This window comes from Janthinobacterium longum (genome assembly GCF_051380735.1).
In the GTDB taxonomy this organism is placed as follows: domain Bacteria; phylum Pseudomonadota; class Gammaproteobacteria; order Burkholderiales; family Burkholderiaceae_D; genus Janthinobacterium.
In genome coordinates this window covers 167,680-179,375 of sequence record NZ_JBNYXQ010000007.1, presented here as the reverse complement: position 1 = coordinate 179,375, position 11,696 = coordinate 167,680, and the positions used below count along the sequence as shown (strand labels likewise).

General features: G+C 60.6%; 14 protein-coding genes. 2 read left to right on the top strand and 12 right to left on the bottom strand.

Features of this window, described 5'->3' with window-relative positions; translation table 11 throughout:
- Window positions 1–4: 4 nt before the first annotated feature.
- Window positions 5–1,345 carry a hemolysin family protein gene (locus tag ACQ4WM_RS18330; RefSeq protein ID WP_436548087.1) on the top strand — a complete coding sequence of 447 codons (1,341 nt, stop codon included), beginning with the start codon at window positions 5–7 and terminating at the stop codon, window positions 1,343–1,345.
- Here ACQ4WM_RS18330 and ACQ4WM_RS18325 read toward each other — a convergent pair.
- From ACQ4WM_RS18325 to ACQ4WM_RS18300, 6 genes are read right to left on the bottom strand one after another with little or no spacing between them, the layout of a single operon-like run.
- Window positions 1,342–2,421, bottom strand: coding sequence for an AI-2E family transporter (locus ACQ4WM_RS18325; protein WP_436548086.1), 1,080 nt, complete (start codon window positions 2,419–2,421; stop codon window positions 1,342–1,344). The two genes, ACQ4WM_RS18330 and ACQ4WM_RS18325, sit on opposite strands and share 4 nt — an antisense overlap.
- A 44-nt stretch (window positions 2,422–2,465) precedes the next feature.
- Entirely contained in the window at window positions 2,466–3,062 is a 597-nt protein-coding gene (locus tag ACQ4WM_RS18320; protein ID WP_436548085.1) for an SCO family protein, read from the bottom strand.
- Window positions 3,059–3,958, bottom strand: coding sequence for a heme o synthase (cyoE, locus tag ACQ4WM_RS18315; protein ID WP_436548084.1), 900 nt, complete (start codon window positions 3,956–3,958; stop codon window positions 3,059–3,061). The genes ACQ4WM_RS18320 and cyoE overlap by 4 nt, the downstream gene beginning before the upstream one ends.
- Entirely contained in the window at window positions 3,955–5,133 is a 1,179-nt protein-coding gene (locus ACQ4WM_RS18310) for a COX15/CtaA family protein (RefSeq protein WP_436548162.1), read from the bottom strand. The genes cyoE and ACQ4WM_RS18310 overlap by 4 nt, the downstream gene beginning before the upstream one ends.
- Window positions 5,134–5,151: 18 nt before the next feature.
- Window positions 5,152–5,769 carry an SCO family protein gene (locus tag ACQ4WM_RS18305; RefSeq protein ID WP_436548083.1) on the bottom strand — a complete coding sequence of 206 codons (618 nt, stop codon included), beginning with the start codon at window positions 5,767–5,769 and terminating at the stop codon, window positions 5,152–5,154.
- The gene (locus ACQ4WM_RS18300) at window positions 5,750–6,439 is read right to left on the bottom strand and encodes an SURF1 family protein (protein ID WP_436548082.1); all 690 of its coding nucleotides are present in this window, start codon (window positions 6,437–6,439) and stop codon (window positions 5,750–5,752) included. Before ACQ4WM_RS18300 ends, ACQ4WM_RS18305 begins: the two co-directional genes overlap by 20 nt.
- Window positions 6,440–6,529: 90 nt before the next feature.
- Between ACQ4WM_RS18300 and ACQ4WM_RS18295 the strand changes: the two genes are divergently transcribed.
- Window positions 6,530–6,730 carry a twin transmembrane helix small protein gene (locus ACQ4WM_RS18295; protein WP_436548081.1) on the top strand — a complete coding sequence of 67 codons (201 nt, stop codon included), beginning with the start codon at window positions 6,530–6,532 and terminating at the stop codon, window positions 6,728–6,730.
- A 208-nt stretch (window positions 6,731–6,938) separates the two neighbouring features.
- Here ACQ4WM_RS18295 and ACQ4WM_RS18290 read toward each other — a convergent pair whose 3' ends face one another.
- Genes ACQ4WM_RS18290 through coxB form a run of 6 tightly spaced genes read right to left on the bottom strand, consistent with a single transcriptional unit; the run spans window position 6,939 to window position 11,575 of the window.
- On the bottom strand, window positions 6,939–7,808 hold the full coding sequence (locus ACQ4WM_RS18290; protein WP_436548080.1) for a cytochrome c oxidase subunit 3: 870 nt from the start codon (window positions 7,806–7,808) through the stop codon (window positions 6,939–6,941).
- Between the two features lie 22 nt (window positions 7,809–7,830).
- Window positions 7,831–8,034: a DUF2970 domain-containing protein gene (locus ACQ4WM_RS18285; RefSeq protein WP_436548079.1), complete on the bottom strand. Its 204-nt coding sequence runs from the start codon at window positions 8,032–8,034 to the stop codon at window positions 7,831–7,833.
- Between the two features lie 2 nt (window positions 8,035–8,036).
- The gene (locus tag ACQ4WM_RS18280) at window positions 8,037–8,609 is read right to left on the bottom strand and encodes a cytochrome c oxidase assembly protein (RefSeq protein ID WP_436548078.1); all 573 of its coding nucleotides are present in this window, start codon (window positions 8,607–8,609) and stop codon (window positions 8,037–8,039) included.
- A 1-nt stretch (window position 8,610) separates the two neighbouring features.
- The gene (locus ACQ4WM_RS18275) at window positions 8,611–8,727 is read right to left on the bottom strand and encodes a cytochrome oxidase small assembly protein (protein ID WP_436548077.1); all 117 of its coding nucleotides are present in this window, start codon (window positions 8,725–8,727) and stop codon (window positions 8,611–8,613) included.
- A gap of 6 nt (window positions 8,728–8,733) precedes the next feature.
- Entirely contained in the window at window positions 8,734–10,347 is a 1,614-nt protein-coding gene (gene ctaD, locus ACQ4WM_RS18270) for a cytochrome c oxidase subunit I (protein WP_436548161.1), read from the bottom strand.
- 19 nt (window positions 10,348–10,366) lie between these two features.
- A complete protein-coding gene (gene coxB / locus ACQ4WM_RS18265; RefSeq protein WP_436548076.1) occupies window positions 10,367–11,575 on the bottom strand; it encodes a cytochrome c oxidase subunit II in 1,209 nt (402 codons plus the stop codon).
- Between the last annotated feature and the right edge of the window lie 121 nt (window positions 11,576–11,696).

Below are 11,696 nucleotides of genomic sequence, written 5' to 3'. Positions count from 1 at the left end.
CCCCATGCACAATGTTTTTCTAGTCCTGCTCGCCTTTTTCCTGGTCGCGCTCAATGGATTTTTTGTTGCCGCCGAATTTGGCATCGTCACCTTGCGGCGCACGCGCATCCGCGCCATTGCCAAGACGCAGGGACTGAGGGGCCGCATCCTGGCCAAGGTACATGGCCAGCTGGACGCTTACCTGTCCGCCTGCCAGCTGGGCATCACGCTGGCCTCGCTGGGCCTGGGCTGGGTTGGCGAGCCGGCCTTTTCCGGTCTGCTCGAGCCGCTGTTCGGCGCCATCGGCGTCAGCTCGCAGGAACTGATCCACGGTATTTCGTTCGTGCTGGCCTTCAGCGTGATTTCGTTTTTGCATATCGTGGTCGGCGAACTGGCGCCCAAGTCGATGGCGATCCGCAACCCGGAAGCAGTTGGCCTGTGGAGCGCGATTCCGCTATACGGCTTTTACTGGGCCATGTACCCGGCCATCTTCCTGCTCAACGCCAGCGCCAACTGGGTGCTGCGCATGGCGGGCCTGTCCGGCAAGGGCGGCCACGATGCGCACTACTCTTCCGAAGAACTGAAGCTGATCCTGCGCACCAGCCAGCCCGGCGAAAAATTCACGCGCGACGAACGCAATATCCTGGCCCAGTCGCTCGATTTCGAACAGATGACGGTGTCCGACCTGATGCGCCCGCTCAATGAAGTGGTGGCCCTGTATGCCTCGGAAAACCTGGAGCAGAACCTGGAAACGGTACTGCGCAACCGTTTCAGCCGCTACCCGTATTTCGATACCAATGAAGACGACGTACTGGGCGTGATTCATTTGAAAGACCTGTTTTTCGCCCAGCAGGCCGGCAAGACCATCAGCTCGCTGATTCCCTTCCTGCGGCCCGTCGACATTATTTCGGCACGCACCCCGGCGCTGGAACTGTTCCGCCGCTTTCGCGACGGCGCACCGCACTTCGCGCTGATCGGCGAAAAGGGCAAGCGCCCGGTCGGCTTCATTACTCTGGATAACTTGCTGGGCGCCATGGTGGGGGAAATCCGCGACGAATTCCGCCTCAATGAAAACGACTGGCTCAAGCAGAACGACGGCACCCTGATCGGCAAAGCCAGCCTGCCGATCTTCTCGCTCGAGCGCATCCTGGGCATTGATATCGAGAACGAAGAACTGGGCCTGGACGATGTGGAATCGGTGGGCGGCCTGATCATGGTCAAGCTGGGCGATATCCCGAAACAGGGCCAGCGCATTTCTTTTGTCGACTTCGATATCGTCGTGAAGAAAATGAACGGCCCGCGCATCGTGCTGATCAAGGTGATCCCGAAACTGGAACGCGACCTCGACGCCGACCTGCGCGACTAAGTTTTCTCTTCGGTCAGTCTGTCCTTGCCCTGCGGCACGGTGGTCACGCCCAGGGTCCAGGTTTGCAGCAGGCTGTACAGCACCGCCAGCAGGGTCGGGCCGATAAAGATGCCGACAAAGCCGAAGGCCAGCACGCCCCCAAGCACGCCAAGCAGTACCAGCAAAAATGGCAGGCTGCTGCCGCGGCTGATCAGGAAAGGCTTGACCACATTGTCGACACCGCTGATCAGCAGGCCACCCCACACCAGCATGAAGATGGCCCAGCCCGTCTGGCCGCTGTTGAACAGCCAGATGGCCGCGCCGCCCCACACCAGCGGCGGGCCGACCGGCACCAGCGACAAGATAAACGTGGCAATGCCCAGCAAGGCCACGGCCGGCACGCCGGCAATCAGGAAGCCCACCACCGCCACCAGCGCCTGCGCCAGGGCAGTGCCGAGCAGGCCGTACATCACGCCGCGTATGGTGCGGCTGATGGTCAGGGCCACACCGGGCGCGCTGTCGCCGATAATCCTCGCGCTGCCATTGAGCAAGGCCGTGCGCAGCAATTGCCCATCGCGGTACAGGAAAAAACTGACAAACACGGCCAGGCTGGTCTGCGCCACGCCGCTGCCCAGCACGATGCCGCCCGAGGTCAGGAAATGGCGGGCCGGCTCCAGCATGTTCTTGCCCAGGCTCAGCAGCTCTTCGCGGTCGCCGATAATGCGGCGGATATAGCCGTCGATGGTGTCGCCGATCAGCGGAATATTGGCCAGCCAGGCCGGTGGATGCAGCCCGCCTTCGTCCAGCGCCAGGCGCAGCTGCTCATAGATGCGCGCCACATTGTCAGCCAGGTTGTAGGTGACCAGCACCAGCGGCAGCACGATCACCAGCACCAGCGAAACCGTCATGATGGCAGCGGCCAGGTTGCGCCGTCCTTTGACCTTGCTCAGCAGCAGCAGATAAAGGGGCCAGCTGGAAATGCTCACGCAAATGGCGAACAGCACCGCCGGCAAAAAGGGGCGCAAGACGAAAAAACAGCCGATCAACAGAAAGATGACGGCTGCCAGGCGGGCGTGAGGCTCGAAACGTTTGTCCATGTACTGCGTGCATCCTGAAATGGCGCCCCGGTGGCGCCGCTGCCTCAGGATAGCAGAAGTTTAAGATCATGCGCGATGGCGGCAGGCTTCTCGCCGTGGCGCACGAACAGACGTATCTTGCCCTGGCGATCAAACACATAGGTGCCGGCCGTATGGTCGACCGTGTAGCTGCTGTCGGTTTCGCCTTCGACCTTGGCGTAATACACCTTGAATTCCTTGGCCACTTTGGCGGTGGCGGCAGCATCGCCATACAGGCCGACAAAGCGCTTGTCAAAGGCAGGCACGTATTCGGCCAGCAGCGCCTGCGTGTCGCGTTCGGGGTCGACCGTGACGAACAGCACCTGCACCTGGTCGGCCTGCGGCCCCATGTCCTTCATCACCTGCGCCATGTCGGCCATGGTGGTCGGGCATACATCCGGGCATTGCGTATAGCCGAAGAACATCAGCACGACCTTGCCCTTGTAGTCGGCCAGGGTGCGCGGCTTGCCGGTATGGTCTGTCAATGCAAATTCGCGCGCATAACCGAGGCCCGTCACGTCGGTGTTCTGGAACGCGGGCTTGGGCGCCTCCGGTTTGCCGCAGCCGGCCAGCAGCAGAGTGGACAATAAAGTCGTCAACAACAGGCAGAAGAGTTTTTTCATAAGCCGAGAGGAAGGTAATGGTCGACCAGCAGCGCCACGAACAGCAGCGACAGGTAGATGATGGAATAAGTAAAGGCCTTGCGCGCGATCAGGTCCGTGTAATTGCGGTACATCTGCCACGAGTAATACAGGAAGCCCGCATTGAGCACCACGGCCGAGGCCAGGTAGATCAGCCCGCTCATGCGCACGGCATACGGCATCAGGGTGGTGGCGGCCAGCGCGATCGAATACAGCCACACATGAAACTGCGTGAATGCCAGGCCATGCGTGACGGGCAGCATCGGCAGGCCGGAACGGGCATAGTCATCGCGGCGGTACATCGCCAGCGCCCAGAAATGCGGCGGCGTCCAGACAAAAATGATCAGCACCAGCAGCCAGGCCTGCATCGGCACGTCGTTGGCCACCGCCGCCCAGCCCAGCGCCGGCGGCATGGCACCCGACAGGCCACCGATCACGATGTTCTGCGGCGTGGCAGGTTTGAGCACCATGGTGTAGATCAGCGCATAGCCGACAAAGGTAACAAAGGTCAGCCACATGGTCAGCGGATTGACCAGGTAATACAGGATGCCCATGCCCAGGCCGCCGATCACCAGCGCGAACACCACCGTCTGCCTGACGGTGATATCGCCCATCGCCATCGGGCGCCGTGCCGTGCGGGCCATGCGCGCATCGATCTCGCGTTCGGCCAGGCAGTTGACGGCGAACGCCGCGCCGGCCAGCAGCCAGATGCCGATGGTGCCGAACACCACCGGCTGCCAGTCGGGCAAGGTCTCGCTGGCCAGAAACATGCCGATCACGGCGCAAAATACGGCCAGCTGCGTCACGCGCGGCTTGGTCAGCGCCCAATACTGGGCGATGCGGGGGGACGGTTTACGGCTGATGGTCTGAGTAGTCATTTCTGGGAGAGTGCGGAAGGTGCTGCCGCGCGCTGGTCGCGGTGGATGCAGTGTTGAATATTCCGATTCTGTGCGGCATCGAGCTGGAATTTAGCCTTGTAGTTTAACATGGTCAGCAACAACACGAGCAGCGCCGCCCCGCCGTTATGCATGACGGCAATCGCCAGCGGCCAGTTCAGGTAGATGGTCGCCAGGCCGGTAGCCGCCTGCAAAACCAGCACCAGCGCAATCAGGCGCGCCGTGCCGCGCAGCGACGGCAGCTTCCACGCGCGAAACACGGTATAGCCGATGCCGGCCAGCACGACAAAGGCGAAATTGCGGTGCACCCAGTGGATCGCCGTCAGGGCCGAGAACGGCAGATAGTGGCCGGCGGCCGTCTTGCCCAGTTCGCGCCACAAGTGAAAGCCGTGCTGGAAATCCATGTCCGGGATCACCTTGCCACCGCAAAGCGGAAAATCGGTACAGGCCAGCGTTGCATAATTGGTGCTGACCCAGCCGCCCAGGGCGATCTGCAGCGCCAGCAACACGGCCGAAAAAATCGCCAACGCACGCACCTTGCGCAGCACGGCCGCATCGGCATCGGCGCGCAGCACCGGCGACACCGCATGATCCTGGCGCCCGCCGAGCCACACCAGCAAGGACAACAGCCCCATGCCCAGCAGCAGATGGATGGTGACGATTACCGGCTGCAGTTTCAGGGTGACGGTCCAGGCGCCAAACGCGCCTTGCAGGCAGACAAAGAAAAACAGCGCCGTCGGCAAGGCCGGCGCGAATTCCTGGCGGCGGTTCTTGCGCCACTGGCGCCAGGCCTGCACCATCATCGCCACGATCAAGACGCCAATGGCCATCGCCAGGTAGCGGTGTATCATTTCGATCCACGCCTTGACGACCGTCACGGGACCGGTCGGCATCAGGGTTTCGGCAGCAACAATATGCTCGTGCGCCAGGAAAGGATTGGCCGAGCCATAGCAGCCTGGCCAGTCCGGGCAGCCGAGGCCCGAGTCGGACAAGCGCGTAAAGCCGCCAAACATGATCAGGTCGACCGTCAGGAACACGGCGATCCATACCAGCTTGCGGTATTTGTTGGCGTCGGATGACACCCATACCATCGTCAACGGCAGCAGCGCCACCAGCAGGCCGGTCAGTCCCAGCTGGGCCAGTGCGGAAAGATGCATTTCAGGCATAAGGACTCCTTAACCGATCGCCGAAGCTTTGAGCAGCCTGGCGATATCTTTTTTTACTTTGGTCGGGTCCGCATCTTTCGGGAAGCGCATCATCAGGTTGCCCAGCGGATCGATCAGATACAGATGATCCTCCAGCTTGCCGCCCGGCTCCACCGGCAGCCAGGCCTTGAGCGCAGCATCATTGACGCGCAGCATATTGGTGCCGTCGTATTCGCGCATGACGATGGTGTCGATCGGCTGCGGGTCGGTAATCAGCCAGACCCGTTCGATGCGTTCCCTTTCCTTGCCCTGCGTCAGGCGCAACTGCTGCATCGCAAACAGCTGTTTCTTGCATGCTTCCTGGCAGTCGGACGGGCCGGCCTGCAGCATCACCCACTTGCCCTTGAATTGTGCGAGCGGCGACGGCTTGCCATCGAGTTCCGTCACCTGCAATTTCGCTTCCGGTATCGGATACTGGCGCGGGTCGATCAGCGCGCCATAGTTGTTGCGCCCGCTGGGTTTGATAATGTAATACGTCACATACGAGGCGATGATGGGAAAGGCGCACACGGCCACCACGGCCAGCAGCTTCCAGCGGCCGGTGGCTTGCGATTTTTTATCAAGCGCGTCAGGGAGATTTGTTTGCACGTCGAAATCCTGTAAAGACAAAAAATAAGAAGGCCATCAGTGCCAGTGCAGTCCACTGGAAGGCGTAGCCGCGATGCTTGTCGGCGCCCAGGTCCGGCGCCGGCCAGTCACGCACCGGCAACTTTGCGGACTGCGGCGCAGTCTGCTCGATCAGCAGTGGCTGGAACGCCAGGCCGCTGGCCTGCGCCAGTTGCGCGATATCAGCATTTTGCACGATGGCTTGCGGCAGCAAAGGAGCGGCCGTGCCCAGCTGCATCACATGGCCGGCATTCAGGCGCACCACGCCCTGCACGGTCACGGTGCCGGTGGGCGTGCTGTAATCGGCAATGCGCGTGCGATCGGCATTATTGCGCGGCAGCCAGCCCTGCGCCACCAGCACATGCATGGCCGAGCCGTTGATCTGAAACGGCGTCAGTACATGAAAACCGGCCTGGCCGCGATACGGCCGGTTGTCCAGGTAGATCGTCCAGGCGGGCACGAAGTGGCCGCTCACCTTCACGCGACGGTATTCGATGGCTTGCGCGTCCTGCGGCAACATGGGCGCGGCGCTCAAGGCCAGCGGCGCGGCCAGGTTGCCTGCCTTTAGCCTCGCGGCGCGCACGATTTTCTCGTCCGCGCGGCGTTGCTGCCACTGCGCCAGCGACAGGCCCAGCGCAACGAGCAGCAGCATCACGACAAATGGTATCCATCGGAATTGAAAGCGGAATGTGAAGCTTGTTGGCATTACAATGGAACCTCCTCAAAGCCGGCCTTGTCATCCATGAAAATCGTCGTCGCCATCGCTTTTATCCTGATCCTGGGCAGCCTGGGCTCGGCCCTGTTTTTCCTGATGCGCGACAGGGGCAAGAGCAACCGCACCGTGCAGGCACTGGCCGTGCGCGTGGGGTTTTCAATTGCCCTGTTCCTGTTGATACTGCTGGCGCACAAGCTGGGCTATATACAGCCGACGGGGATTCATTAAACCCAACGGCAAATGCTGGGGTCAGCCCCCCCCCCGGATGCGTTGGCAATGACCTTTGCGTTGGCGGTGTTGAGGGTCTGACCCCGGTACTGCCGACGTTGCTTAAACAATAAATTTTCAAAACCAAGAAAAAAGCCGTACACGGAGCGTCCGGTACGGCTTTTTTCCTGCTGCTGCACACGGCTTGCGCCATGCACAGTGCTGCACATTATAACCAATACACGACCACGTACAGGCCCAGCCAGACGACGTCGACGAAGTGCCAGTACCAGGCCGCGCCTTCGAAGCCGAAGTGATGATCGGGCGTGAAGTGTCCCTTCAATACGCGGTAAAGGATGACCGACAGCATAATGGCGCCCAGGGTCACATGGAAGCCGTGGAAACCAGTCAGCATAAAGAAGGTGGCGCCGTAGATGCCGGACGTCATCTTCAGGTTCAGCTCGCTGTAGGCATGCATGTACTCATACACCTGGAAGCCCATGAAGACGGCGCCCAGCAAGATGGTGGCAGCCAGGAACACGGCCGTCACGCCACGGTGGCCGGCGCGCAGTGCATGGTGCGAAATCGTCAGGGTCACGCCCGAGGTCAGCAGCAAGGCCGTGTTGATCGTCGGAATCCAGAACGGCGTCATGGTGGTAAATTCCTGCACCGTGCCGGCCGGCCCTACCGAGCCCCAGTGAGCAGCGAAATCGGGCCAGATCAGCTTGTTGTCGAGGTCGCCCAGCCACGGCATGGAAATGCTGCGCGCATAAAACAGGGCGCCAAAGAAGGCGGCAAAGAACATCACTTCCGAGAAGATGAACCAGCCCATGCTCCAGCGGAAAGAGTAATCGATGCGCTCGCTGTACAGGCCTTTTTCCGATTCGCTGATGGCGTCGCCGAACCAGAAGAACAGCACCAGCAAAATGCTGGCCAGGCCCAGGTAGTTCACATACGGCCCCCACGCCACGTCATTGACCCAGGCCGAGGCGCCTATCATGGTCAGCAGCAGGCTGGCGCCGCCGAGCATCGGCCACTTCGATGGCCCGGGTACGAAATAATAGGGTGCAGAGGACGCGGTTGCGTGGTTGGAACTCATTCTCATCTCCTCGTTCATATTGTTATGGGACGACCAGGCTCACGATGCCAATCAGGATGCCAACCAGGCAGGCCACCGCCAGCAGGCCGGCAATCACGATATGTACCGGGTTCAGCCTGGCAGAATCGGTATCGAAATCGCTCTTTCGCCGCAAGCCGGTAAACGACCAGATCACGGCCTTCAATGAATACAGGAACGACGCTTGGGGCTTGCGCGGTTCGTTCATGGTTATTGCACCACCGGCGTCTGAGCCTGGCTCAGTCCGGCAATTTCAAAAAACGTGTACGACAGGGTGATGGTTTTCACTTCTTTCGGCAGTGCCGGATCGAGGAAGAACACCACCGGCATCTGCCGCGCTTCATGCGCTTTCAAGGTCTGCTGCTGGAAGCAGAAGCACTCGACCTTCTTGAAATGCGGCGTGGCGCTTTGCGGCGCGTAGCTGGGAATTGCCTGCGCATTGACAGTGCGCCCCTGCGTGTTGACCACTTCATACAGCACCGTCACCAGTTCGCCCGGATGCACCTGCATGCTCGACACGACAGGACGAAACCGCCATGGCCCCTGGGCGTTGCCGTCGAACTCCACCGTGATGCTGCGGGTGGTATCGACCTGGGTGTTCTTGTCCCAAGCGACCGTGCCATCCTTTTGCGTCAGCACATTGATGCCCATCACTTCGCAAATCTGCTTGTACACGGGAATCAGGGCATAGCCGAAACCGAACATCACGCAGGCAATCACCACCAGCTTGCCCAGCATCTGGCGGTTCAGGCCGCGTGTTTCAGGCGTTACCGGCGTTGTCATGTCACAGCCACAGCCGCTTGGCAAACACGGAGAGGAAGAAAAAGGCCGCCAGCGCAGCGAGGATCAGTCCGGTGCGCAGGTTATTCGGCTTCTTGCGTTCACTATTACGCTCGCTCATGGCAGCTTACTTCACGGTCGGTGGCGTTTCAAAGGTATGGAACGGCGCCGGGCTAGGCACGGTCCATTCCAGCCCCTCGGCGCCTTCCCATGGTTTCGCCGGCGCTGCCTTGCCGCCACGAATCGTCGGGATGACGACGAAGACCAGGAAATACACCTGCATCAGGCCGAAGCCGAAGCCACCGATCGAGGCGATCATGTTGAAGTCGGTGAACTGCGCCGGATAATCGGCGTAGCGGCGCGGCATGCCGGCCAAGCCCAGGAAGTGCATCGGGAAGAAGGTGATGTTGAAGGTGATCAAAGAGAGCCAGAAGTGGATCTTGCCGCGCGTCTCGTTGTACATATGGCCAGTCCATTTCGGCGACCAGTAATAGAAGCCGGCGAACAGGGCGAACAGCGAGCCGGCCACCAGCACGTAATGGAAGTGGGCCACCACGTAATAGGTGTCCTGCAGCTGGATGTCGATCGGCGTGACAGCCAGGATCAGCCCGGTAAAGCCGCCCATGGTGAACACGAAAATAAAGCCGACCGAGAACAGCATCGGCGTCTCGAACGTCATCGAGCCCTTCCACATGGTGGCGATCCAGTTGAACACTTTGACGCCGGTCGGCACGGCGATCAGCATGGTGGCGTACATGAAGAACAGCTGGCTGGTGACCGGCATGCCGGTGGTAAACATGTGGTGGGCCCAGACGATAAACGACAGAATCGCGATCGAGGCCGTGGCGTACACCATCGAAGCGTAGCCGAACAAGGGTTTACGGGCAAACGCCGGCAGGATCTGCGAGACGATGCCGAAGGCCGGCAAGATCATGATGTAGACCTCGGGGTGGCCGAAGAACCAGAAGATATGCTGGTACATGACGGGGTCGCCGCCGCCGGCCGCATTGAAGAACGAGGTGCCGAAATGGCGGTCGGTCAGGGTCATGGTGATCGCCCCGGCCAGCACCGGCATCACGGCGATCAGCAGGTAGGCCGTGATCAGCCAGGTCCAGCAGAACATCGGCATTTTCATCAAGGTCATGCCAGGCGCGCGCATGTTCAGGATGGTGACGATGATATTGATCGAGCCCATGATGGACGAAGCGCCCATCAGGTGCATGGCGAAAATCGCCATGTCCATGCCGGGGCCCATCTGCGTCGACAGCGGCGCGTACAGGGTCCAGCCGGCAGCGGTGGCGCCACCGGGCACCAAAAAGGAGGTGGCCAGCAGAAGCGCCGCTGGTGGCAGCAGCCAGAACGAAAAGTTGTTCATGCGCGCAAACGCCATGTCGGAAGCGCCTACCTGCAGCGGGATCATCCAGTTGGCGTAGCCGACAAAGGCCGGCATGATGGCGCCGAACACCATTACAAGGCCATGCATGGTGGTGAGCTGGTTGAAAAATTCCGGGTGGAAGAACTGCAGACCAGGATGGAACAGCTCGGTGCGTATCATCAGGGCCAGCACGCCGCCCGACAGCAGCATGACGAACGAGAACCACAGGTAGAGGGTACCGATATCCTTGTGGTTGGTGGCAAACAGCCAGCGGCGGTAGCCGGTGGGATGGTCGTGGGCGTGATCGTGATCGTGGCCGGGTGCGTGAAGCTCGTGACCGGCGCGGTCCAGGGTGCTGGTACTCATACTCATCTGCGGCTCCTGATTACTTGCGTGCAGCCACGACTTCGGCTGGTTGAACGATATTTTCTTCGGCCTTGTTGGACCAGCTATTGCGCGTGTAAGTGATCACTGCCGCGATATCGGTGTCGGATAGTTGTTTCCAGGCTGGCATTTCCGCCGGATACTTGCCGCTCTTTTGCCCGTTCAGCAAGACATGGATCTGCGCCGCCTTTGGACCATTCACCACAGGCGAGCCATCCAATGGTGCAAACGCACCCGGTACGCCCTTGCCGGTTGCCTGATGGCAGACCACGCAGTTGGCCGCATAGACTTTTTCGCCCTTGACCTTCAGCTCGTCGATGGTCCAGGTCTTGTTCGGATCATCGGCCAGCGCCGCCATTTCTTTCTGTTTGACGTCGACCCAGGCCTTGTAGTCGTCGCTGGACACGACTTTGACGACGATCGGCATAAAGGCGTGTTCCTTGCCGCACAGTTCGGCGCAATTGCCGCGGAAGGTGCCGATATGGTCGGCCTTGAACCAGGTGTCGCGCACGAAGCCGGGAATCGCATCCTGCTTCACGCCAAACGCGGGCACCGACCAGGCATGGATCACATCGTTCGCCGTCAGCACCATGCGGATCTTTTTATTGACCGGCACCACCACTTCATTGTCGACTTCGATCAGATAGTTTTCGCCGCGTTTTTCCGTCGGCGGCGTGCCCGGCGCACCCACTTGGGCGCGCGGCGTGGACAGGTTGGACAGGAAGGAAATGCCTTCGCCCTCGCCTTTCAGGTAGTCATAGCCCCATTTCCACTGCATGCCGGTGGCCTTGATGGTGATGTCGGCATTCGACGTGTCTTTCATGCCGACCACGGTGCGCGTGGCGGGCAGCGCCATGCCGATCACGATCAGGAAAGGCACGACGGTCCAGGCGATCTCGACGGTGGTGCTTTCGTGGAAGGTGGCCGGTTTGTGGCCCAGCGACTTGCGGTGCTTGAAGATGGAGTAAAACATGACGCCGAACACGGCCACGAAGATCACCAGGCAGATGACCATCATCCAGGTGTGCAAATCGTAGATTTCATGAGCGATCTGGGTCGCCGGCGGTTGCAGATTCATCTCGAGCGGTACCGGACCGCCCGTGCCTGGATAGGTGGAGGCGGCAGGCGCCGCCATGGCCCACTGTCCGCTGCCAGCCGCCAGCAGCAAGAGTCCCGGCATCGACGATAGCAGTCGCTTTGCATAAGTCATGTTTTCCCCAACCACCTAAAAAATAACGATATTTTAAACGGCTGCGGTAACCTCTGTACTCCCCCGCTGCCGCTCCTCCATGAAAGCACAACGGCCCGACTGCCGCCGCAGGCCTGTCGCA

Bases quoted from the DNA above. Each gene is read 5' to 3' on its own strand.
- ACQ4WM_RS18330 (WP_436548087.1), top strand. From the start codon at position 5: ATGCACAATGTTTTTCTAGTCCTGCTCGCCTTTTTCCTGGTCGCGCTC.
- ACQ4WM_RS18325 (WP_436548086.1), bottom strand. From the start codon at position 2,421: ATGGACAAACGTTTCGAGCCTCACGCCCGCCTGGCAGCCGTCATCTTT.
- ACQ4WM_RS18320 (WP_436548085.1), bottom strand. From the start codon at position 3,062: ATGAAAAAACTCTTCTGCCTGTTGTTGACGACTTTATTGTCCACTCTG.
- cyoE (WP_436548084.1), bottom strand. From the start codon at position 3,958: ATGACTACTCAGACCATCAGCCGTAAACCGTCCCCCCGCATCGCCCAG.
- ACQ4WM_RS18310 (WP_436548162.1), bottom strand. From the start codon at position 5,133: ATGCATCTTTCCGCACTGGCCCAGCTGGGACTGACCGGCCTGCTGGTG.
- ACQ4WM_RS18300 (WP_436548082.1), bottom strand. From the start codon at position 6,439: ATGCTGCTGCTCGTTGCGCTGGGCCTGTCGCTGGCGCAGTGGCAGCAA.
- ACQ4WM_RS18295 (WP_436548081.1), top strand. From the start codon at position 6,530: ATGAAAATCGTCGTCGCCATCGCTTTTATCCTGATCCTGGGCAGCCTG.
- ACQ4WM_RS18290 (WP_436548080.1), bottom strand. From the start codon at position 7,808: ATGAGTTCCAACCACGCAACCGCGTCCTCTGCACCCTATTATTTCGTA.
- ACQ4WM_RS18285 (WP_436548079.1), bottom strand. From the start codon at position 8,034: ATGAACGAACCGCGCAAGCCCCAAGCGTCGTTCCTGTATTCATTGAAG.
- ACQ4WM_RS18280 (WP_436548078.1), bottom strand. From the start codon at position 8,609: ATGACAACGCCGGTAACGCCTGAAACACGCGGCCTGAACCGCCAGATG.
- ACQ4WM_RS18275 (WP_436548077.1), bottom strand. From the start codon at position 8,727: ATGAGCGAGCGTAATAGTGAACGCAAGAAGCCGAATAACCTGCGCACC.
- ctaD (WP_436548161.1), bottom strand. From the start codon at position 10,347: ATGAGTACCAGCACCCTGGACCGCGCCGGTCACGAGCTTCACGCACCC.
- coxB (WP_436548076.1), bottom strand. From the start codon at position 11,575: ATGACTTATGCAAAGCGACTGCTATCGTCGATGCCGGGACTCTTGCTG.